Genomic DNA, 22,277 nt, shown 5'->3' on the forward strand with positions numbered 1-22,277 from the left:
GAACAGCGTGACCTCGTGCCCGCGCCGCAGCGCTTCGTCGACGACCGCCCGGCCCAGGAACACGGTTCCACCGATAACAAGGATCTTCATGCCCGTCACACTTTCATCGTGCACGGATCTTGCCAAGGGAGTTCCGTTACGGTGCTGACCAGGCAGGACGACGGGCAGGCCGGGTCCGCGATCCGGACGCCGGTCACCCGGGGGCCGGGCGGGGCAGCCGCCAGATCACCTCGACGCCCGTTCCCGAGGGAGCCAGGGGCGGGGTCGCCCGCTCGTGCCCGACCTCGCTGAACCCCAGTCGGCGCGGGACCGCGGCGCTGGCGAGGTTGGCGAGGTCGTGCGCGATCTCGACGTACTCCATCCCGGGCAGTGCGAACATCTCGTCGGCGACGGCCGCCGCGGCCCTGGTGGCGATGCCCCGGCCGGTGGCCGCCGGGTGCAGCCAGTAGCCGATGCGCGTGGTGTCGGGCCGCTCCACCCGGTAGCTCTGGCACATGCCGACGAGGGCGCCGCCCCGCACGATGCCGTAGTTGTAGGCCGAGCCCCTGGCCCAGGCGGACTCGGCGTGGTCGAGGAAGCGGCGGGTGTGCTCGGCGCTGTGCGCGGCGACCCACGCCTCCCAGGGCCGCAGGTGCTCCAGGGACTCCTCGATCAGCGCGTGGGCGGCGGGGTGGTCCTGTTGCGGCCGCCAGCGCCGCAGTACCAGATCGCCGCAGTCGATGAGTCCTCGGGGCCGCCGCATGAACGCCATGACTATCACGTGCCCGCGCGGGCCACTCCCCACCACGGCCTGTGCCGCCTCCGCCGCCCGGCACAGGCCGTCGCCACCCGTGGTGCACCTTCGGCAGAGCGCGCGATCGCCTCCCAGGGTGATGTTCCCCCGGCTCGCGACCGTGACGATGGAAGCGTCCCTTTCAGAGTCCCCCTTCCGCCTTCCGCGTTCCGCATCGAGGAGCAGACCATGCACACGCCCGAGACCGTCCCGTCCGTCACCGTCCCGTCCGTCACGATCCGCCGCCGCGACCTCGTCGCGCTGCGCGCGCTCGGCGGCTTCGGCGCCCTGATCGTCGCCGCGTCCGTGCTGCTGGTGGTCGGCGGGTTCACCGCCGACACGTCGGCGGGCGAGTCCGGGCAGCCCGCCGCCGTCCTCGGAGCGATTGGCCTGTGCCTGGGCGCCGTGACCGCGGGCGTCTGGTTCCTGGCCCGCCTGGTGCTGAACCGGCGGGGCGAGCGGAACTGAGGGACCGGGGGCGGGCCTTCTACGGAAGGCCGTCCGGACCCGTGCCGGCGGTGCGCAGCGTGACCGCCTCGTACACCACGGCCGAACTCGCCGACTCCCCGCGGCAGGTGAGCCGGTGGGGTGCCGTGCGGTGCGACCGTACGCGTACGTCGTAGGACGGCGCCCCCGTCGGCCTGGCCGCGACGCGCACCCACCAGCCGCCGTCGTCGCGCAGGGTCGTCACGACGTCGTACGCGTGCCGTCCCGCCGGACCGGCGTGCCGGAGCACGGCGGCCAGCGCCGCCTGCTGGGGCGGGAAGAGGTCGGTGTACCCGCGCAGGTGGTCGGCGTGGACGCGGTCCGCCAGGTGCTCCCCGACCACGCGCACCGACGCCTCCGCGTCGAGGTTGCCGTAGTAGACCCCGTCGGGCAGCACCACCACGTTGGCCGCGAACCGGTCACCGCCCACGTGCGAGCACTCCCAGACCGCGTCCGGCCAGCGCTCGCTGAGCGCCCGGCCCACCGGGCGGCCGCGCAGGGCGCAGCAGGTGTCGTGCGTGCCGTGCGCGCACACCAGGACGACCGGCGGACCGCCCGGCTCCCCGGGCGCCTCCAGCGCGTCGACGATGCCGGACAGTTCCTCGTCGCGCTCCCAGGTGCCCCAGTGCTGGCGCTGGTCGCCCCCGCTCGCGTACCGCAGCACGGCCCATCGGCGCGGTCGCCCCGCGGGGGTCCTTCCGTGCCGTCTGACCAGCAGGATGCGGGCGCGCAGCCGTTGCGCGGCCGAGAAGACGCGGGCCTTGACCTCGGGGTGCAGGTCGAGCCCGTCGAAGCCGTTGGAGGGCCAGCCGCCGCGGTACTCCACGAGGATCCAGACGGAGCCGTACGGTGCCGTGCCCGCGAGCGGGTCCACGCGCGCGCGTGCGGCGTCGGCGCAGAGGAAGCGTCCGGCCGCCGCCTCCCCCCGGGCCCCGGTCATGACGCGACCGGTACCAGGACTCCGGCGCGCAACAGCCGCTCGACGAGTGCGAGTCCCAGGTCGCCGGCGGTGTGCACCCCTCCGTCGAGCAGCCGTCGCACCGACGGCAGCTCACCCTCGGAGAAGTCGAGCCAGCCCACGCGGGTGGCCAGCCGCGCACCCGTCAGGCGCGCCCCGAGTGCCCCGCGCAGCCTGACCGCCGCACCGGGGGCCAGCCGTTGGACGGCGGCGAGCTGGGCCAGCGGCCCCAGGGGCGCGGGTCTGGCCTGTCCGCGACGGGCGCGGTGGAACAGCGGTGCGGGGTCGGCCGTGGCGAGCGCCTCGGCCAGGCGCTCCCGTACGAAGGCGAGTTCACCGTCGGGTCCTTCCGTGCCCAGGGGCAGCGACCCGCGCATCCACGGGTCGTCCCGCAGCTCTTCCAGTGCGGCGCGCAGCAGTTGCTCGGCCAGGGCGTGACGGGTCCACGCGTGCACCCCCAGCGTCAGGTGGATCGACACCTCGCCCTGGGCCTCGGCGGCGTGCAGCCAGCCGCGCGGCAGGTAGAGGACGTCGCCGGGCCCGAGCACCGCGTCGAGACGGGCGCCGCCCTCCGCCGCTTCCGCCACCTCCGGGCGGCGGTCCGTCCAGGGTTCGTCCCGCAGCGGATCGGTGCGCACCGGCTCGTGGATGATCCAGCGCTTGGTGCCGGACACCTGGAGCACGAAGACGTCGTGCACGTCGTAGTGGTGGTCGAAGCCGCGGTTCTGCGGGGGAGTGACGTAGGCGTTGGCCTGCACCGGGTGGCCCAGTTCGGCCGAGAGCGCGGAGACGAGGTCCGCGACCGGTTCCCAGGTGCGCTGGAGGGCCTGGAGGACCAGGGTGGCGCCGTCCTCGAAGGCACGCCAGAGCTTGGTGTCGTCGAGCTGGTCGGCGATCGTGGCGCCGACTCCGCCGGGGGAGGTGAAGGACCCCTCGGGCAGCGTCGCGCCGTTCTTGGCTACCCGCAGGAACGGGGTGCGCAGGCCGCGGCGGGAGACGAGCTCGTCGACGGCAGCCGCCGAGAACACGTCGGCGAAGTCGCTCGCCGCCCGGGTCAGCAGCGGCTCCCGGGCCCACACGTCCCGGGCGAACGCGTCCCGGTCCACGCCGATCAGGCGCGCCTCCAGGACGCCACCGCCCCGACGGGCGGTGGCGTCCTGGAGGGTGTCGGACGTGCCGCTCAAACGCCGCTGCCGGACTCGTCCGCGCCGCCGTCGGCTCCGCCGTCGTGTACGCCGGGGGTGCCTGCGGCTCCGCCGTCAGCGGGGCCTTCCGCGCCGCCGTCGGCTCCGCCGTCGTGTACGCCCGGCGTGCCCGCGGCTCCGCCGTCAGCGGGGCCTTCCGCGCCGCCGTCGGCTCCGCCGTCGTGAACGCCGGGGGTGCCCGCGGCTCCGCCGTCAGCGGGGCCTTCCGCGCCGCCGTCGGCTCCGCCGTCGTGAACGCCCGGCGTGCCCGCGGCTCCGCCGTCGGCAGGGCCTTCGTGCTGGTTGGGGTCGTGTTCGGTCATCGTTCCTCCTGAGGTCGAACGTGCCTCGATCAAGTTCGCCCACGGGCATGACGCCCGCAACCGGAGGCCCGCGGGTCCGCGCTCACCCGACGGGTTGACCAGATCGGCTCACTCAAACGGCCGTACGCGCCGGTGCGCTGGTGGCCCGCAGAGCCGACGGGGGTGACGGTGGAGAGGGGTACGCGTCGACGACCGCGTGGCGGCGGGAGTGCCGCGGGACTGCGGCGGCCCGGGTCGCCTGCGGGGAAGCCTCGTTGTCAGACCCCGCCGCTAGCGTGGTGTGTCCGGACCCTTCCGCCGCGTCCCTCAGGAGCGACCGTGGACATCGTGCTCATCCCAGGCCTCTGGCTCGACGGTTCGGCCTGGGACGACGTGGTGCCCGCACTGCGGGCGCTGGGCCACCGGCCCGTGGCGCTCACCCTCCCCGGCCAGGGCGACGGGGCGTCCGGCGCCACGCTGGACGACCAGGTCGCCGCGGTGCTCGCCGCTGTCGACGCGGCGTCGGGGAAGCCCCTGGTGGTGGGCCACTCCGCGGCGGTGACGCTGGCCTGGCTGGCCCTCGACGCACGGCCGGGGAAGGTGGCCGGGGTCGTCCTGGTCGGCGGCTTCCCCGCCTCCGACGGGCGTGCCTACGCCGACTTCTTCGAGGTGGAGGACGGCGTCGTGCCCTTCCCGGGCTGGGAGCCGTTCGAGGGCGCGGACGCCGCCGACCTGGACCGGGAGGCCAGGGCCCGCTTCGAGGCCGCCGCGATACCCGTCCCGGAGGGCGTCGCCAAGGGAGTCGTCCGCCTGCGCGACGAGCGGCGGTTCGACGCGCCGGTCGTGGTGGTGTGCCCCGAGTTCACGCCCGCGCAGGCGCAGGAGTGGGTGTCCGCGGGCGACTGCCCGGACCTGGCCCGGGCCTCGCGCGTGGCGTACGTCGACCTCGACTCGGGCCACTGGCCCATGCTCACCCGCCCGCGGGACCTCGCCCGCGTCATCGCGGAGGCGGCGGAGGAAGCGGAGGGACGCGACTGAGCCGACACACCCGAGGCGCGCGCGGGCGCAGGTGGTGGGGCGTGCGCGCGGCCGAAGCCAGCACCGACCGCACAGCTGCCCCAGGGAGGGCGACATGGCTCTGGACCTCTTCTCCGGCATTCCCGTCTCCGACTACGCCGCCGCGCTCCTCTGGTACGAGCGGTTCTTCGGGAAGCCTCCGTCGTTCCTGCCGAACGACACCGAGGCGGTCTGGGAGGTCGCCGAGCACCGGTACGTCTACGTCGTGGAGGACGCGGCCCGCGCGGGGAACGCCCTGGTGCTGCTGTTCGTCGACGACCTCGTCGACCGGGTCTCCGGGGTCGCGCGGCGCGGCATCGAACCCGCCATGCGCGAGACGTACGACGGGGGCGTGAACAAGATGATCTACCGGGACGCGGACGGCAACGAGATCAGCCTGGGCGGCGTGCCGGGCTGAGCACCCGGGGTGCGGGACGCGCGTACGCGCCGAGGTCGGGACGTACGTACGCGCCGGGGGCGGACCCGGACCCGCGTACGCAGGTCTCGGATCCGCCCCCGGCGGCATCGCGGTCCTCGGTCCTCGGACCTCAAGTGAACCCCAGCGGCCCCAGTGGACCTCAGTGGCCTCAGTGCGCCTCTTCCGTGGAGTGGGAGTCGGTGAGCGTGAGCGCGCCGCCCGCCGCGATCAGGCCGACGATCACCGCGATCACCGCGTAGGTGATCCGCTCGCCGTGGAAGAAGGACGCCACGAGGGAGTCGCTCCAGGTGCCGGCGGGCAGCTGCGTGGTGACCAACGCGGCGATCAGGGTGCCGACGACGGCGGTGCCGACGCTGCTGCCGACCTCCTGGGCGGTGTCGTTGAGCGCCGTGCCGATCGACGTGCGGTTGCTGGGCATGGCGTCGACGAGCGCGATGGCGCAGATCGTCATGACGGTGCGCAGGCCGATGGTCATCACGACCATGCAGACGGCGATGGCCAGGTAGCCGTGCGAGACGCCCCAGGCGAGACCGGCCAGCGAACCGGCCAGGCAGGCGGCGCCGACCAGGCAGGCGATCCGGTGGCCGAACCGTCCGGCGAGCCACTCGGAGAGCGGGGTCGCGGCGATCATGGTGACGATGAGGGGCAGGTTCGCCAGGCCGGCGCGCACGGGGCTCCAGCCGTAGGCGTACTGGAAGTGCAGGATCAGCCCGAACATCACGGCGGCCATCGCGATGGACGTGCCGATCTGGGCGATGGCGGCGCCCCGGACGGTGCCGTTGGAGAACAGGCGCAGGTCCAGCATGGGCGAGGCGGAGCGGCGCTCGTGCCGTACGAACGCGGTGCCCGCCACCAGGGCGCCGAGGACGGAGCCGAGCGTGGGCACGGAGAGCCAGCCGTGCTCGACGCCGCTGGTCAGCGCGTAGCAGGCGAGGCCGATGGTGGTGATGCTCAGGACGGCGCCGGGCAGGTCGAGCTTGTCCTTCGTCAGGTCCTCCGGCCGGTCGGCCGGGACGCCGAGGCGCACGCCGATGGCCGCAATCAGGGCGATCGGGGCGTTGACCAGGAGCAGCCACTGCCAGCGGACGTGGGCCAGGGCGGTGCCGCCGAGCAGCGGGCCCAGGATGAAGCCCGACATGCCGACGACGATCATCAGGGTCATCGCGCGCATCCGCAGGGCCTGGTCGTCGAAGAGCCGGAAGACCAGGGAGTTGGTGATGGGCGCCATCGCCGCCGCGGCGATGCCGAGGCCGGCGCGCAGGCCGATGAGCTGTCCGGCGCTGGTGACCGCGACGACGGCCAGGCTCAGCAGGCCGAACACGGCGAGTCCGACCAGCAGCACGCGGCGGCGGCCGAGCCGGTCGGCCATCGATCCCGCGGTCAGCAGCAGGCCGCCGAAGGTCAGGGAGTACGCGCCGGTGACCCACTGCAGCGCGGTGGTGCCGCTGCCGAGGTCCCGGCCGATGGTGGGCAGTGCGATGGACAGGAGCGTGTTGTCGACCATCTCCACGAAGAAGGCCAGACAGAGCGCGGTCAGGGGGATCCAAGCCGCGCGCAGGGACGTGTAGGTGCGCTTGGTCGCGGGCGCACCGGCCGTGGCGGTGGCGTTGCCGGTCATGGCGGGCCTCCTTTCGTCGTGCCGTCGAGTATCGAACGACGTTCCATACTAGAACGACGTTCGATGCTTGCACAAATTGTGATTGGATGGGTGCCATGACACCCCCGCGCACACAGTCGGCCCAGCGCCCTTCCGGGGACCGTCCCTCCGGCGGCCGCCGGCGCGCCTCGCACTCCATCGAGGCCGTGCTCAACGCGGCCGTGGCCCTGCTCGACGAGGCGGGCGCGCCCGCGCTGACGCTCCGCGCCCTCGCGACCCGCCTCGGCACCGGCGTCGGCAGCATCTACTGGTACGTGGCGAGCAAGGACGAACTGCTCGACCGCGCCATCGACCACGTGCTCGGCGGCGTGCTGACGGCGGTCCGCGCGCAGGAGCCCGGCGACGACCCGATCGACGACCTGCGCACCACGGCGGTCACGCTGTTCGACGCGATCGCGGACCGCCCGTGGCTGGGCAGCCGCTTCATGCGGGACGTCGCCGTGGAGGGCAACTCGCTGCACCTCTACGAGGAGATGGGCCGACACACCCTGCGCCTCGCCCTCACCCCGCGCCAGCGGTTCCACGCGGTGTCGGCCGTCATGGGCGTCGTGGTCGGCAGCGCGATCAACCTGGGGCAGGAGCCGCCGGAGGAAGTGGTCGACGGACTGGTGCGCCGCGACGAGTTCCTCGGACGCTACGCCGAGGCGTGGCGGGGGTTCGACACCGAGACGTTCCCGTTCCTGCACGACATCGTGGACGAGTTCGACGGCCACGACGACAAGGACCAGTTCCTGGCCGCGCTGGAACTGACCCTGACGGGCCTGCGCATCCAGGCGGGCCTGGGCCCCGGCTCGGCTCCTGGCCCCGCTCCCGCTTCCGGGACCGACGCCTGAGCCCGCTCCCGCAAGGCTTCCGCCGCCGGCGTCGCGGGGTCGCGTAACAGGTGGTGGGACGTGCCCGCGTACGTGGTCCGAGCGCGGGTAGCCGGAAGGCGTAGCGCACGAGCGCGTGCGCGCAGCCGACGGGCGAAGGAGACGGACGGGTCATGTTCGAGGCAGAGAACATCCGGGACTGGCGGGACCACGACGTCGTCGACGTGGAGGGCAGCAAGATCGGCTCGCTCGAGTCGATCTACGTCGACACGGCCTCGGATGCTCCCGCGTTCGCGGCGGTGACGGTCGGCCTGCCCACCCGCAGGCGCCTCACGTTCGTCCCGCTGTCGGGCGCGTCCGTCTCCCCGTCCTACCTGAAGGTCGCGTGGCCCAAGCAGTTGGTGAAGGACGCGCCCTCGATCGACACCGACGGAGAGCTCCTGGCCGAACAGGAGAAGGCGGTCTTCGACCACTACAAGATCGACTACGGCACCGGCGCCACCCGCCGCCTCGCGCGCCGCTGACCTACGCCCACCGACGGGGGCTCGCCCCGGCCGGGAACCGGACCGGCTCAGTGGTCGTCTCCCGCACCATGGTTTCCAACGAGCCCCAGGAACAGCCCCGTTCCGCCGGACGCGCCGCGTCGGCCGCCGTGACGGCGGACCGGCCGCGGGCCAACGACTACGACAGCTTCGCCGAGGCGTACACCTCCGAGAACGAGACCAACCTCGTCAACGCCCACTACGAGCGGCCCGCGATGCTGGCCCTCGCCGGGGAGGTGGCCGGCCGGCGGGTGCTCGACGCCGGGTGCGGTGCGGGGGCACTGCTGGCGGCGCTGCGCGACCGGGGCGCCGTCGTGAGCGGTTTCGACGCGAGCACCGGAATGCTGGACCTGGCCGGGCGGCGGCTCGGCGAGGGGGCCGACCTGGTGGTCGCCGACCTCGGCGGCCCGCTGCCCTACCCCGACGACGCGTTCGACGACGTGGTCTCGTCCCTGGTGCTGCACTACCTGGAGGACTGGGGCCCGGCGCTGGCGGAGCTCCGACGGGTGCTGAAGCCCGGCGGCCGGTTGATCGTGTCCGTCGACCACCCCTTCGCCGTCCACCTGATGCACCGCGAGGCCGGTCGAGAGGACGCGTACCCGTACTTCGACACCACCAACTGGTCCGCCGAGTGGACCATGGGCGGCCGGAGCGCGCTGATGAGCCTGTGGCACAGGCCGCTGCACGCGATGACGGAGGCGTTCACCGGCGCGGGGTTCCGGATCGAGGTCATCGCCGAACCGGAGCCCGGCCCGGCCGCCCGTGAGCTCTTCCCCGAGGCCGTCGCGGCCAAGCCGCGGTTCCTGTGCTTCCTGTTCTTCGTCCTGCGGGCGCCGTAGGAACCGGGCGGACCCGCGACGCCGTGGGAGCCGGGCGGGCCCGCGGGCGCCGGAGGGACCAGGCGGACCCGCCAAGTGCCTGCTCAGGGCCCGGTGGCATGATCGGGGCGTGATCACTGAACCCGGCCGTCCCCGTGCGGCGAGGTACGTCCTGTTCGACGTCGACGGCACGCTCATCGACGCCGTGGAGAACCAGCGCCTGGTCTGGCACACCTGGGCCGAGCGGTACGGACTCGACCCCGACGAGGTCCACCGGGTGGCGCTGCGGACCCGGCCGGTGGAGACGTTCGCGCTGGTGGCGCCGGACCGGGACCCCGAGGAGTGCCTGGCCGCGCTGCACGCGCTCGAGGACGAGGACGTCCGTACCGGCTCGTACGCGGCCTTCGACGGCGCGCCCGAACTGCTGGGCGCCCTGCGGCCCGGGTCCTGGGCGCTGGTGACCTCCAACTACGGGCACCGGGTGCGCGGGCGGTTCGCGCGGACGGGCCTGCCGGTCCCCGAGGTCGTCGTGGGCGCGGCCGCCGTGGCGGAGGGCAAGCCCTCGCCCGTGCCGTACCTGCGGGCCGCCGCGCTGCTCGGTGCCGCGCCGGAGGACTGCCTGGTCATCGAGGACGCCCCCTCCGGCGTGCGCTCCGGGCTGGCCGCCGGGATGACGGTGTGGGGCGTGAACGCCCCGGAGGCGGTCGACGGCGTCCACCGCCACTTCGCGAGCCTGCGCGACGCGGTGCGGGACATCCTCGCCTTCGTCGCCTCCGAGCCCGTGCGTACCAACTGACCGGATGACAGGGTGCGGTGAACCACCGCCCCGCCCCCGGCCCGAACACGCCCCGGCCCCACACGCACACCAACGTGCGGGACAGCTTCTGGGGGGATGCTGTCCCGCACGTCGTTCAGGGGGCCTTCCTCAGGCCGGGCCCCTTGTCCGGGGCGTCAGTCGACAGCCACGCTCCTACTTCCCGTAGTAGGCGTCGTGGACCGTCACCTTCGACACGTTGCCCTGCTTGTCCGTGACTTCGGCGCGCAGGGCGACGCTCTTGTCCTTGGCCGGGTTCTTCACGGCGACCTTGCCGTTGGTCACCTTGAGAAGCTGCCAGGTCTTCCCGCCGTCGTAACTCGCGGACACCTTCAGTGACGTGAGGTTCTTTCCGGCCGCCGAACCCTGCACCGTCAACGGGATCTCGGCGGTCCGGCCGGCCGGGGCGCGCGAGGCGAGGTCGACGGGCGCCGTGAAGCGGACCGTCGAGACGGGCAGCGCCGTGGTGTCCGCCACCTGACCGGAGCGGAAGGTGAAGTCCGTGTCGATGCGGGTGGCGGCCCCGGCGGTCGCGGCCGGGCGCTCGGCCGTGGTGGTGAGCCGGTACAGCGCGTCGGCGGCGTCGACGGTGAAGGGCGCCTGACCGGTCAGCGGGTCGTGGTTCTCGGCGACCTTCACGCCGTCGCGGTAGAGCGTCGAGGTGGCCGACGAGGTCACCGCGTACCCGTCGTGCCCCTGGCCGTCGGCGAAGAGCGGGAGCGCCCCGACGATCTGCTGCTCACCCGTGTCCGGGTCGGGCGCCGTGCGGAAGACACCCGCGTCCGCCCCGAGCCGCGGGCCGAAGACCCCGGTGTTGAACGCCTCCTGGTAGGTCCTGCCCGCCGCGTACGCCTTGGGCGCGCCCCCGGTGTAGGAGGCCTCGTAGACGTGCTCGCCGCCCTCGTTCGTGCCCCACTGCTCGAACTCCCGCACCCACTGGGCGCCGTCGGCCGTGGAGAGGTGGAGGGTGCGGGTTCCGGGCGCGGCCTGCGGGGCGCTGTACCCGGTGCCGATGCCCGCGAGGTCGGGCAGCTGCGGGAAGGGGGTGGTGAACGCGGTCTTGCCGGGGGCGGACGCGCCGAGGCCGATCTTGACGGTGGCCAGCTCGCCGGCCTTCACGTGGTTGGTGTAGCCGGTGGCGAGCCGGGTGGTCCGCCCGCCGAAGGCGACCGAGTACTGGGTGGCGGCGTCCTTGACGAAGTGGGCGTCCCACGACTGGCGCATCGGTTCTGCGGTGACGTCCGGCCCGACGTGGGCGGTGCGGAAGCCGGTCATCCCGCCGGGCAGCACCCAGCCGTTGCCGACGCTGTTCCCGTCCTCGCCCCGCTGGAAGTAGGCGCCGGCGAAGACCGACTTGGAGATGCCGGGCACGGTGATGTCCACCGGCTTGGCGCTGCGGGCGTCGGGCGTGACGACGGTGTCACCGGTGATGTCGAGGCGGGGCTGGGAGATCCAGTCGACGCCCTTGGTCAGGTCCTTCGGGTCCTGGTAGACGGCCGTGTTCAGGACGTACGAGCCCCTGGGCACCCGGAGCACGTGCGTGCCCGGCTCGTTCTCGACGCCCGCGCGGAAGCCTTCGGCGGGCCCGGTCAGGCCGTTGAGGGAGTTGGTGAAGAGCTTGGCGTCGCTGCCGTCGCGGTCCAGGGTCCTGATCGTGAGGTCGTAGGCCTCGCCCTCGCGGACGACGGCCGCGGCCGTGCGGACCGACTGGCCGCCGCCGCTGGCGGTGACGTACGCGGAGTACGTGCCGAACGTCTCGCCGCCGAGCTTGGTGTCGGCCGCCAGGGAGACCTCAGCCGTGCCGCCCGCGGGCACGGTGACCCGGTCGGCGCCGAGCGTGAAGAACCCGGCCGGGGCGGGCGCGCCCTGCGGGTCGAGGCCGGACACGGCCAGGTCCAGGGTGACGTCGCTGGTCCCGAGGTTGCGGTAGCGGATCTTCTTGGAGGTCGGCCGGTCGTCGGTGTGCGGCCAGGCGACGGTGCCGAAGGCGACGGACACCGGGTCGGCGATCACGGTCTGGGACAGCGCCTTGTCGACCTGGACGCGGCCCGAGCCCTGCTGGAAGGCGGTGAGGCCGTCGCCGCCCTTGGTCGAGGCGGTGAGGGCGCCCTTGAGCTCCGCGTACGTCCAGTCGGGGTGGCGCTGCTTGAGGATCGCGGCCGCGCCGGCGACGTGCGGGGTCGCCATGGAGGTGCCGTCGAGCTGGAGGTAGCCGGGGGCCGGGTGCGTGGCGCCGGGCTCGGTGTCGAGGGCGCTGCCCGCGGCGGCGGCCGCGGTGATGGCGACGCCGGGCGCGGTCACGTCGGGCTTGACGCCACCGTCACCGGCGCGCGGGCCCATGCTGGAGAAGTACGCCAGCTGGTCGTCCTTGTCGACGGCGCCCACGGTCAGCGCGGCCTCCGCGCTGCCGGGCGAGCCGAGCGTGCCCTCGCCGCCCTTGCCGGAGTTGCCCGCCGCGATGGCGAACAGGATGCCCTTCTGGGCGGAGAGCCGGTTGACCGCCTCCTCCATCGGGTCGACGCCCGGGGTGTCCCGGCTGCCGAGGCTGAGGTTGACCACGTCCGCGCCCTGGGCGGCGGCCCACTCCATGCCCGCGATGATGGCCGAGTCGCTGCCGGTGCCGCCGTCGTCGAGGACCTTGCCGCTGAGGATCCGGGCGCCCGGGGCGACGCCCTTGTACTTCCCGCCCGACTTGGCGCCGGTGCCGGCCGCGGTGGACGCCACGTGCGTGCCGTGCCCGTTGCGGTCCACGGCGTCGGCGGCGGTGGAGAAGTTCTTCTCGGCGACGACCTGCGTCCTGAGGTCGTCGTGGGACGCGTCGACGCCGGTGTCCAGGACGGCGATCTTCACGCCGGTCCCGTCGTACCCCGACGCCCATGCCTTGTCGGCGCCGATCTGCTTGGTGCTGCCGTCGAGCGAGGCCTGGCGGACCCCGTCGAGCCAGACCGCCGCGATCCCGGAGGCCGCGGCCCGTACGCCCTGCTTCTGGTCCGTCAGTGCCTCCCACACGCGGGCGGTGTCGTCGGACGACGTACGGACGACGTCGGCGTTGAGGGAGGTGAGTGTGCGCTGGACGCGGGTGTCTCCGGCCGCGCGCAGCGCCGCCTTCGCGCTGCCGGTACCGTCCCCGGCGTACCGCACGATCAGCCCGAGCCGCCCGTCGCGCTGGCTGCGGAGCAGGCGCGGGTCCGTCAGCTCGGTGAGGTCGAACAGCCGGCGGTCCAGCTTGCCGGTGGAGATCAGGTGCTGTGCGTCGGCGGGTACCAGCAGGGTGTGCTTCCCGACGCGCTGGAGCTGTACGGGGACGTGCTCACGGCCCTTGGCCGGCTCGAAGCGCACCACCCGGTCCCCGGCTCCGACGATCACCTGGTCGCCGGTGACGAGGGCGACCCGGCGGCCCTGCTCGGCCCCGGGGGCCGGCGCTCCGGCCGAGGGGCCGGATCCGACCGCCGCGGAGGGGCCTGCCGTGCCGGTGACGAGGGCCACCACCGAGGCGGCCGCCGTGACGGCGAGCAGGGCGCGGGGCGGACCCCCGCGGTGGCGCCGGGCGTTCCGTATGAGTCTGGACACGTGCGTTCCTCCTGTGCGTGGTGTGCGCCGCCGCGTCCCGGGAGTCCCCCACGGGTTCCCGGGGCGCGGCCCGGGACCGGCCGGGCGCACCCGGTCCCAGGGGAAGGAGGACGGGGGCGTCCGGCGGTGCCGCGGCGCTTACGAGGAGCAGTTCACCCGGGGCGGGAGTTGTTCAGCAGGCCCGTTCCGTACGACTGAACAACTGTTGTGGATGTGGCTGATGGGACTCTTGTGGCGGATGAGCGCAGGTCCCTAGGTTGATCACGAACGTGATCGACCGAGTGGGGGCGGTGTGGGAAGACCGGAGAAGGACCTCGATCCGGCGGCGGGACCCGTCCCGCGCTTCGCCCACGAACTGCGCGCCCTGCGGCGCCGCGCGGGCACGCCCGCGTACCGCGCGATGGCGCCCCGCGCCGGCTACTCGGTCACCGCGCTCTCCCAGGCCGCCGCGGGCGAGCGGCTGCCGACCCTGCCCGTGGCCCTCGCCTTCGTGGCCGCCTGCGACGGCGACACCGAGCGGTGGACCCGCCGCTGGCACCAGGCCGAGGCCGCCCACCTCGCGCTGCTCGCCGCCGACGCCGATGACGACGGCACGGCCCCCTACCGGGGCCTGGCCCGCTTCGAACCCGAGGACGAGGCCGTCTTCTTCGGCCGCGCCCACCTCACCGACGCCCTCACCGAACTCGTCGCCGCCCACCGCTTCAGCGTCGTCGTCGGCCCCTCGGGCAGCGGCAAGTCCTCCCTGCTGCGGGCTGGGCTCGTCCCCAGGCTGCGCCGCTCCTGGGCCCCGCTGCCCCGGGCCGCCGCACTGCGGATCCTCACCCCCGGCGCCCACCCGATGCGCACCCACGGCCACCTGCTCGCGCCCGCCGAAGGGCCGGGCGAGACCTGGCTGATCGTGGACCAGTTCGAGGAGCTGTTCACCCTCTGCACCGACCCGCGCGAGCGTGACGCCTTCCTCACCGGCCTGCTGGCCGCGCGCCGGGCCGACAGCGGACTGCGCGTCGTCCTCGGGGTGCGCGCCGACTTCCACGGCCACTGCCTGGCCCACCCCGCCCTCGCCCCCGCCTTCCGCGAAGCCGCCCTGCCCGTCGGCCTGCTGACCCCCAGGGAGCTGCGCGAGGCCATCGTCAAGCCGGCCGCCGCCTGCGGCCTCGTCGTCGAACGCGCCCTCACCGCCCGCCTGGTGCAGGAAGTCACCAGCGAACCCGCCAGCCTCCCGCTGCTCTCCCACGCACTGCGCGAGACCTGGCGTCGCCGACAGGGCCGCACCCTGTCCCTGGCCTCCCACCACGCCGCCGGAGGACTGCACGGCGCCATCGCCCAGACCGCCGAGGACCTCTACGCCCGGCTCACCCCCGCCCAGGCCAGGGCCGCCCGCCGCGTCCTGCTCGCCCTGATCACCCCCGGCGACGGCACCCCCGACACCCGGCGGCCCGTGGAACGCGCCGACATCGTCCACGCGGGATCCCCCGCCGACACCGCCGCGGTCCTCGACGAGCTGGCCGGGGCCCGGCTCATCACCCTCGACCACGACGCCGTCGACCTCGCCCACGAGGCGCTCATCACCGCGTGGCCCCGGCTGCGCGGCTGGATCGACGAGGCCCGCGAGACGCTGCGCCGCCACCGCCGCCTCACCCAGGCCGCGCACCACTGGCACGCCCGCCGCCGCGACCACGGGGCCCTGCTGCGCGGCGGCGAACTCACCGAGGCCGAGCGGGCCTTCGGCGAGGCGGGCGTCCTGGACCTGACCCCGCCCGAGCGCGAGTTCCTGCGGGCCAGCAGCGCGGCCCGCACCCGCAACCGCTGGACCCGCCGCGCGGTCACCTGCGCCCTGTCGCTCCTCGTCGTCCTGACCGTCCTCGCCGGGTCGAGCGCCTGGCAGCAGGACCTGGCCGGACAACGCGAGCGCGCCCGTACCCAGGAACAGCGCGAGGAGGCGACCGCCCGCCGGCTGAGCCAGCTCGCGCAGACCGCGCGGCCCGCCGACCCGAAGCTCGCCATGCGCCTCGACCTCGCCGCCTGGACGCTGCGGCGGACCACCGAGACGCGCTCGGGCCTGCTGGAGTCCTCCGTACGGCCCGAGTCGGACACCTACGACGTGCCGGACGGCACCGAGCCGGTCAACGCCTGGAACGACTCCAACGTCTCGCTCAGCGACGACGGCCGCACCGCGGTCACCCGGGAGGCCTCCGGCGTGCGCGCCTGGGACGTTCGCGCGCACCGCGCCGCCGGGCCGAGGCTCCGTCTCGACCCGAAGGTGGGCAACCGCGTCGACGGCATCTCCCCGGACGGCCGCCGGGCGGTCGTCGACCGGTACGCCTACGGGAGCGACAAGGCGGACAGGCGCACCTGGGACCTGACCACCGGCCGACCGGTCGCCGACCGCCTCGACCCCGACTGGTCGGTCCTCGGCTACACGCCCGACGGCCGTTTCGTGGTGGACCAGTTGACCGCGTACGACGCCCAGCGCGACGCCATCGCCCTGCGCGATCCGCGCACCGGCCGCGCCGCCTTCGAGGCCCCGGTCGTGCGCCGTCCCGAATGGGCCGTGAGCCCCGGCAATCGGTACATGGCGCTGTGCCCCGAGGGCTTCGAGGCGGACGCCACCACGCCCGGGGTGCGTCCCCTGGAGATCCGGGACACCACCGGACGCCGCGCCGGGCCCGCGATCGTGCCCGGCGGCTGCGACGCGAAGTCGCTGCAGTTCACCGGGGACGGCAAGGCCCTGCTCACGCTGGACGGCGAAGGCGTCCACGGATGGGACCCGGTGACCGGCGAGCGCCGCTTCCGCATCGCCCACCGGGGCCTCACCGAGGCGCGGGCCAGCGCGGACGGACGGTTCGTCGTCGCCGCCGACGCCCGCGAGATCCTCCTGTGGCGGCTCTCCGAGCCCGACCGGCCGGTCTTCCGCCACCCCCTGGCCAACGAGGTCCCCCGGCAGCTCCGCATCGACCCGGCCGCCGGGGTCATCCGCTACGTCACCGACCGCCGCCGCATGGACAGCGTCGTACGCACCCTCTCCTACGGCCCCGCGATGACGGCCGCCTGGAACGAGGACCCCGCGACCCGCGCCGCGTTCAGCCGGGACGGCACCGTCATGGCGGTCGAACGGCGCAGGGGGGACACCTTCTACGCGGAGGCCCTCCGCGTCGCGGACGGACACCGTCTTGCCCGCACCCCCGGCGTGTCCTGCCCGAAGGAGCGCACCTACGGGGAGATGTACGTCAAGCAGTGCCGCACGCTCTTCGCCCTCAGCCCCGACGGACGCACCCTCGCCCACGCCCGCACCTCGCTGAACGCCGACGAGGAGGAGAAGGGCTACCGGGCGCCCCTCCTGTGGGACGTCCGTACGGACAAGAAGGTGCCCTTCCCCGCCGACCCGCACCCGCCCTACGGAGCGGGGGTGTCGATGACCGGCCTGGTCTTCAGCGGCGACGGACGGCGGCTGTTCATCACCCGCAGCGGCATGGACACCGTCGACACCTGGGACCTCGCGCGCGGCCGGCGGCTCGACCCCGGCGGGCAGTCGATGGACCGCCGGACGGCCCCCGAACACGTCTTCCACGACCCGGACCTCCTGCCGCCCCGAGCACTGCGCCCGGACGGCAGACTGCTCGCCACGCCCCTGCGCGCGTACGCGCTGCCCTCCGGCCGCCTCACCCCCGGCGCCCGTGTCGCGGACCCCACCGGGGCGCTCGCCTTCAGCCGGGACAGCCGGGTCCTCGCCGTGGGCGACGGCACCGGCGCGGTGACCCTCTGGGACGGCGACGGCACCCACCGGCGCGCCGTGCTCACCGCCACCGACGCCTCCGGACAGGGCGCGGGACAGGGCACGGGCGCGGCCGTCACCGCCCTGGCCTTCTCACCGGACGGCACCACCCTCGCCGTCGCCACCGAAGGCGGCACCCTCCAGCTCTGGGACACCGCCACCGCACGGCCGTTGGGTGCCCCGCTGCCGACCTCCGGCGACCGCGTCACCGCCGTCGCCTTCACCCCCGACGGCCGTACCGTGCGCAGTGTGGGCGAGCACGGCGGCGTCCTCGCCCACGCGATCGACGCGGGACGGGTGACGGCCCGCGTGTGCGAACGGTCCGGCGGCGGGCTGACCCGCCAGGAGTGGCGGACGTACCTGCCGGGGGTCGCCTACCGGAAGGCGGACTGCCCCTGAGCGGTCCGCCGGACGGGCGGGGGCGCCGTCGAGGAGGCCGACGGTTCCGGGCGCCCGTACCGCGCCGAGGTATGCCGCCTCGCGTACGCCGCTCTGGAGGAAGTCGAGGGCGTGGTCGTAGTCTCCCGATCGTCGTACGGCCGCGGGTGGCCCGTCGGCCAGAGTAGTGAGGCGCCCGGGACGGCTCCGGCTACGCCGCTGGCGAAATGAGGTGAGCCGGGGGGCGCGGCTCGCTTCTCCCTCCGATTCTCCGTGGTGACCTGAGTGACGAATTCGGGTGCGGGATTCGGCGTCGGCGTACCGTGCTGGGGGTGACGGATACGACTCGAGAAGATGGTCTGGCGGCAGTGCTGCCCGCTCTGTCCGACGCGTTCGGGCTGGGCGTGGTACGTGATCGGCGTTTCCTTGCCCATGGCCTGATGAACCGGAACTGGCGGCTCGTGACGGCTGCCGGTGTGTGCGCGCTCAAGGAGATCACTGACGTTCCTCTGCCGAAGGCTCGCAGGAGCCTCGCGGTCCTCGTAGACCTGGCTCGGGAGGGCATCCCGGTGCCGGCGCCGCTGGTCGACGCGAGTGGGGACTTGGTGGTCGAAGTCGGTGGTCACGGCTACTGCGTCCTGCCGTGGGTGGACGGCGAGCACCTTCAAGGGACGGACCTTCCGCTCGACCAGGTGCGTGATCTCGGTGCTCTCCTGGGCCGCCTGCACGAAGGCTTGCGGCGGCATGGGCCCGGCCCGGTTCCGGAGCAGGCACCGGTGGCGAAGGTCCGCGATGTGACCGAGGCCGACCGGGCCGCTGCTGCTCTCGCGAGCCGCCTCCCGACCGATCCGGTGGGCGACTTCGACAAGGCCGCCGCCGAGGCCCTGCACGACCGCCGCGGACTCCTCGCGCGGTACGCCGATACCCGGCCCGATGGCGAGGTGCCGGCCGGGCCGTACGGGTGGACGCACGGTGACTTCCAGTACCGCAACCTGCTGCGCCGGGACGGCCGGGTGGTGGCGGTCCTGGACTGGGACCGGCTCGGGGTCCGTCCGTACGGGGAGGAGGTCGCACGGACCGCGCAGGTGCAGTTCGGGGTCGGTGGTGTTTTCGACCTCGACCGTGTCGCCGCGTTCTGCTCCGGGTACCGGTCCGTGATCGATCTGTCCGAGGGCGACCTCGCCGACGCGGTGAAGCGACTGTGGTGGAAGCGGCTGACCGACTTCTGGCAGCTGGAGTTCTACCTCGACCGCCAGGACCCCACCTTCGGTGAGATGTTCCTGACGGACGAGGCACTGCTGAACTGGTGGACCGACCGCGCCGACGAGGTGCAGGCCGCCTACGCGGCCCGTTAGCCAGCGGCGGCTGCCGCCGGGATGAGCCCGGCGGCAGCAAGCTCGGGCAGGCACGGCCGGACCAGCGGCGCTGCCCGGGCGCTGGCCTTCGCGCCGAGGTCGGCCCGGTCAGCCGTCTCGATCGCCTGCGCCCAGGCGTCTACGTCGTCGGGGTGGACGATGATTCCGCCGTCTCTCACCGCCTCGGGAATGCCACCGCGGGACGAGCCGATTGTGGGGACGCCGTGGAGCCCGGCTTCCACGATCACCCGGGGGAAGGCGTCCTCGACCTGGGAGGGCACGAGCAACAGGTCGTTCGCGGCGTAGATCGGGCCCATGGCGTAGGTGCGGGGGACCCAGTGGACGTTCGGGTACGCGGTGAACTCGCGGGCCGTGTCCCACCAGCCCTCGACGAGGCTGAACCGGAGGGTGGGCAACCGGCGGATCAGCTGGTGCAGGAGGGCCGCGCCCTTGGCGGGGATGGGGTTGACCATTACCCCCAAGTCCGCCGTCACCCGCCAGTGGAACGACCGCACCCGCACTGCTTGAACCGTCACGCGACAAGGAGCACCATGCCCGCCCCGGAGATCACCCTTCACCGCTACGGCACCGATCAGCTGCCCGCCATCCGCCCCACGCTGGTCGGTGTGTACGCCGAGGTGTACGAGAAGGAGATCGGCGAGGCCCTGTAGTTCGGGCTGTAGAAGTCGACGCCGGAGTCCAGGGCCGCCTCCATGCCGCCGACCGTCAACTCCCGGCCGTCGTCGGTGATCCGCATCAGCCGGGGCACCGCGGCCTCCAGAGCGGTGACTGCCGCAGCGCGGTCCTCCTCGGACGCCCTGACCGTGACCGACCACACCTGCTGCTCGGGAAAACCGTGCTGAGCGATGATCCGCAGCGTCCCTGGGTGAACCGTGATCCCGCCCGGCACGCTCACCGCGGCGACGGCGCGGCTCATCCAGTCCGCTGCCCGCCCGTCGAACACCTCCCCGTACGCCTCGGCGATCTTTCCCAGGACGCGGGGTGTGCCGACTCGGGCGGCCTGCTCGAACAGCTCGGCTGCGCCGTCGTCGTCCCCACCGGCCAGGGCCGTACGGGCCAGTCGGAGGATCGGGTCGAACTCTTCGGACGTATGGCGGAGTCGGTCATGACCGAGTGGTACCACGGGCAACCGACATCGCGTGCCGGGTCGGGGGCGCCTGGTTGTCACTGTCCCGCCCGGCGCCCCGACGCCCTCAGCGCTCCCGCGCGGCGGGCCGTCCCGCCCCGGACGTCCGGAGATTCCGCGCGCCGCGATGAGTCACGTGGCGCCCGGCGGTCCTACTGTCGAACCCCGGTACCGAGGAGGACTTGCGATGCGCAGCGTGACCTATTCGATGAACGTCTCACTCGACGGCTACATCGTCGGCCCGGACGGCCGCTTCGACTGGTCGGAACCCGATCCCGAGGTCTTCCGGTACTGGATCGACGAGATCCGGGGAGTCGACGTCCACCTCATGGGGCGGCGGCTGTACGAGACGATGCTCTACTGGGAGGACGCCGACCAGGACGCCATGCAGGACGAGGCGGACCGCGAGTGGACCTCGCTGTGGAACCCGCTGCCCAAGGTGGTGTTCTCCACCACCCTGTCGGAGGTGCGGGGCAGCGCCCGCCTGGCCTCCGGCGGCGTGGCGGAGGAGATCGAGCGGCTGCGCGCCGAGCCGGGGGAGGGCGAGATCGCGATCGGCGGCGCGGACATCGCGGCCCAGGCCGCCGCGCACGACCTGATCGACGAGTACCGGACCGTGGCCTACCCGGTGCTGGTCGGCGGCGGGACGCCGTACTTCGCCCGGGCGGAACGGCGCGTGGACCTCGAACTCCTGGAGACGCGCACCTTCGCGTCAGGGGTCGTCCTCACGCGCCACCGCGTGACCCGCTGACCCGCCCCCGCCCCCGCCCTCCGGAGCGACCGGCGTTGTCAGTGGCGGCGTATAGCGTCCGCACATCGACCGGTCCGACCGGTACGACGCGACGGAGGGTGTGCTGATGGAGTTCCGGATCGAGCGGAGCGCGCTGGTCGAGGCCGTGGGGTGGGCGGCCAAGTCCCTGCCCGCGCGCTCGCCCGTTCCCGTGCTGGGCGGGCTGCTGCTGGACGCCCGCGCGGAGCGGTTGCGGGTCTCCGGCTTCGACTACGAGGCGTCCGCCGAGATCGAGGTGGAGGCCGGCACGGCGGCGCCCAGGCAGGTGCTCGTCCTCGGCCGCCGGCTGCTCGACATCTGCCGGGTGCTGCCCGAGGGGACGGTGCGGTGCGCGCTCGAAGGGACGCGCTTCACCGTCGAAGGGGGCGGCACCCGCTTCGGCCTCTCGACGCTGCCCACGGAGGAGTACCCGGCGCTGCCCGGGCTTCCGGCCACCCAAGGAGTGGTCGACGCCGCCGAGTTCGCGACCGCCGTCGCTCAGGTCGTGATCGCGGCGGGCCGTGACGACACGCTCCCGGTGCTCACCGGCGTCCAACTCCGGCTGGACGGCGAGTCGATGACGCTGGCCGCCTCCGACCGCTACCGCTACGCGGTCCGTACGGTGCCGTGGAAGCCGGAGGCGACCGGTGCGGAGGCGGCGCGGGCCGTGGAGGTGGTGGTGCCGGGGCGCAGGCTGAGCGAGATCGCCCGGTCCCTGGCGAAGTCCGGTGCGGTCCGCGTCGGTCTGAGCGGCACGGGCAGCGGCGTGATCGCCTTCGAGGGCGGCGGGATGCGCACCACCCTGCGGCTCCTGGACGGACGGCTGCCGCGCTACGACAAGCTCTTCGCGCTCGACGCCCCGGCCACCGCCGTGGTGCCGCGCGAGCCCCTGGCCGAGGCGGTCCGGCGCGTCGCGGTCGTCGCGGAGCCCAACAGCCCCGTACGGCTGGACTTCTCCGCCGAGGGCACCGTCCTGCTCCAGGCGGGGTACGAGGACGACGTCGCCTCCCAGCGGCTCTCGGCCACCCTGGAGGGCGCGGACGACGTGGCGGTCGCCTTCAACCCCGCCTACCTCCTTGAGGCCCTGACCTCCTTCGAAGCCCCGCAGGTGCGCTTCGAACTGCTGGGCGCCGGCCAGCGGGCCCTGCTGAGCGGCATACCGGGGCCGGACGGGGGCGCGGGCGAGGACGACCACCGCCATCTGCTGATGTCCGTACGCCAGTTGAGCTGACCCGGCCGGGGTTCGCCCTGGAGTCATCGGGCTCGGCCCCGGGCCGTGTACGGAGGTGCGGGGGTGGCCGCCCGTCTGCACAGTGCGGGGGAGCCCGTGGATCAGTCCGGGCGGCCACGTGCCTACGGAACCTTGGGGGAACGCGGGCACGTCAACGACCTTATGTCACCTGGTCGCAGGCCCTTGAGCTGCGGATTCCGCCCGGCGTGATCTTG

At 73.9% G+C, this 22,277-nt stretch carries 19 protein-coding genes; 12 read left to right on the plus strand and 7 right to left on the minus strand.

The window, feature by feature from the left end:
• Positions 1–193 precede the first annotated feature (193 nt).
• Complete coding sequence (locus ABT160_RS40795; protein ID WP_351653872.1) at positions 194–751, minus strand: GNAT family N-acetyltransferase; 558 nt, start codon at positions 749–751, stop codon at positions 194–196.
• Between the two features lie 210 nt (positions 752–961).
• Between ABT160_RS40795 and ABT160_RS40800 the strand changes: the two genes are divergently transcribed.
• Positions 962–1,240, plus strand: a complete 279-nt coding sequence (locus ABT160_RS40800) for a hypothetical protein (RefSeq protein ID WP_351653873.1) — start codon at positions 962–964, stop codon at positions 1,238–1,240.
• A gap of 19 nt (positions 1,241–1,259) precedes the next feature.
• Here the strand turns inward: ABT160_RS40800 and ABT160_RS40805 are convergent, their stop codons facing one another.
• Positions 1,260–2,198, minus strand: coding sequence for a ferredoxin family protein (locus ABT160_RS40805; protein WP_351653875.1), 939 nt, complete (start codon positions 2,196–2,198; stop codon positions 1,260–1,262).
• Entirely contained in the window at positions 2,195–3,400 is a 1,206-nt protein-coding gene (locus tag ABT160_RS40810) for a cupin domain-containing protein (RefSeq protein WP_351653877.1), read from the minus strand. The genes ABT160_RS40805 and ABT160_RS40810 overlap by 4 nt, the downstream gene beginning before the upstream one ends.
• A 44-nt stretch (positions 3,401–3,444) precedes the next feature.
• Here ABT160_RS40810 and ABT160_RS40815 point away from each other — a divergent pair, with 44 nt between their 5' ends.
• The 3 genes from ABT160_RS40815 to ABT160_RS40825 all read left to right on the plus strand — a co-directional run bounded on the left by ABT160_RS40815 (position 3,445) and on the right by ABT160_RS40825 (position 5,176).
• Positions 3,445–3,735, plus strand: a complete 291-nt coding sequence (locus ABT160_RS40815; protein ID WP_351653879.1) for a hypothetical protein — start codon at positions 3,445–3,447, stop codon at positions 3,733–3,735.
• A gap of 306 nt (positions 3,736–4,041) precedes the next feature.
• Positions 4,042–4,740, plus strand: a complete 699-nt coding sequence (locus ABT160_RS40820; protein WP_351653881.1) for an alpha/beta fold hydrolase — start codon at positions 4,042–4,044, stop codon at positions 4,738–4,740.
• A 94-nt stretch (positions 4,741–4,834) separates the two neighbouring features.
• Complete coding sequence (locus ABT160_RS40825) at positions 4,835–5,176, plus strand: VOC family protein (protein WP_351653883.1); 342 nt, start codon at positions 4,835–4,837, stop codon at positions 5,174–5,176.
• 169 nt (positions 5,177–5,345) lie between these two features.
• On the opposite strand, the gene ABT160_RS40830 is transcribed toward ABT160_RS40825, so the two are convergent.
• Positions 5,346–6,815 carry an MFS transporter gene (locus ABT160_RS40830; RefSeq protein WP_351653885.1) on the minus strand — a complete coding sequence of 490 codons (1,470 nt, stop codon included), beginning with the start codon at positions 6,813–6,815 and terminating at the stop codon, positions 5,346–5,348.
• A 176-nt stretch (positions 6,816–6,991) separates the two neighbouring features.
• On the opposite strand from ABT160_RS40830, the gene ABT160_RS40835 reads away from it, so the two are divergent.
• From ABT160_RS40835 to ABT160_RS40850, 4 genes are all read left to right on the plus strand, one after another.
• Positions 6,992–7,687, plus strand: a complete 696-nt coding sequence (locus tag ABT160_RS40835) for a TetR/AcrR family transcriptional regulator (protein ID WP_351653913.1) — start codon at positions 6,992–6,994, stop codon at positions 7,685–7,687.
• A 152-nt stretch (positions 7,688–7,839) separates the two neighbouring features.
• Positions 7,840–8,190, plus strand: coding sequence for a PRC-barrel domain-containing protein (locus ABT160_RS40840; RefSeq protein ID WP_351653886.1), 351 nt, complete (start codon positions 7,840–7,842; stop codon positions 8,188–8,190).
• Positions 8,191–8,258: 68 nt separating this feature from the next.
• Entirely contained in the window at positions 8,259–9,047 is a 789-nt protein-coding gene (locus tag ABT160_RS40845) for a class I SAM-dependent methyltransferase (RefSeq protein WP_351653888.1), read from the plus strand.
• A gap of 109 nt (positions 9,048–9,156) precedes the next feature.
• A complete protein-coding gene (locus ABT160_RS40850; RefSeq protein ID WP_351653890.1) occupies positions 9,157–9,822 on the plus strand; it encodes an HAD-IA family hydrolase in 666 nt (221 codons plus the stop codon).
• A 174-nt stretch (positions 9,823–9,996) separates the two neighbouring features.
• Here ABT160_RS40850 and ABT160_RS40855 read toward each other — a convergent pair whose 3' ends face one another.
• Complete coding sequence (locus ABT160_RS40855; RefSeq protein WP_351653891.1) at positions 9,997–13,410, minus strand: S8 family peptidase; 3,414 nt, start codon at positions 13,408–13,410, stop codon at positions 9,997–9,999.
• A gap of 292 nt (positions 13,411–13,702) precedes the next feature.
• Between ABT160_RS40855 and ABT160_RS40860 the strand changes: the two genes are divergently transcribed.
• Entirely contained in the window at positions 13,703–17,581 is a 3,879-nt protein-coding gene (locus ABT160_RS40860; RefSeq protein WP_351653893.1) for an nSTAND1 domain-containing NTPase, read from the plus strand.
• 302 nt (positions 17,582–17,883) lie between these two features.
• Positions 17,884–18,915, plus strand: coding sequence for a phosphotransferase (locus ABT160_RS40865; protein ID WP_351653894.1), 1,032 nt, complete (start codon positions 17,884–17,886; stop codon positions 18,913–18,915).
• Here ABT160_RS40865 and ABT160_RS40870 read toward each other — a convergent pair.
• Both ABT160_RS40870 and ABT160_RS40875 read right to left on the minus strand, forming a co-directional pair.
• A complete protein-coding gene (locus tag ABT160_RS40870) occupies positions 18,912–19,451 on the minus strand; it encodes a glycosyltransferase (protein WP_351653896.1) in 540 nt (179 codons plus the stop codon). The genes ABT160_RS40865 and ABT160_RS40870 overlap by 4 nt on opposite strands.
• A gap of 56 nt (positions 19,452–19,507) precedes the next feature.
• Positions 19,508–20,065 (minus strand): hypothetical protein, encoded by a 558-nt coding sequence (locus ABT160_RS40875; RefSeq protein WP_351653898.1) that lies wholly within the window; start codon positions 20,063–20,065, stop codon positions 19,508–19,510.
• Between the two features lie 184 nt (positions 20,066–20,249).
• Between ABT160_RS40875 and ABT160_RS40880 the strand changes: the two genes are divergently transcribed.
• Positions 20,250–20,813 carry a dihydrofolate reductase family protein gene (locus ABT160_RS40880; RefSeq protein ID WP_351653900.1) on the plus strand — a complete coding sequence of 188 codons (564 nt, stop codon included), beginning with the start codon at positions 20,250–20,252 and terminating at the stop codon, positions 20,811–20,813.
• A 106-nt stretch (positions 20,814–20,919) separates the two neighbouring features.
• Positions 20,920–22,062, plus strand: a complete 1,143-nt coding sequence (gene dnaN / locus ABT160_RS40885) for a DNA polymerase III subunit beta (protein WP_351653902.1) — start codon at positions 20,920–20,922, stop codon at positions 22,060–22,062.
• Positions 22,063–22,277 lie beyond the last annotated feature (215 nt).

It is taken from the genome of Streptomyces sp. NPDC001941 (assembly GCF_040296945.1).
Lineage (GTDB): Bacteria > Actinomycetota > Actinomycetes > Streptomycetales > Streptomycetaceae > Streptomyces.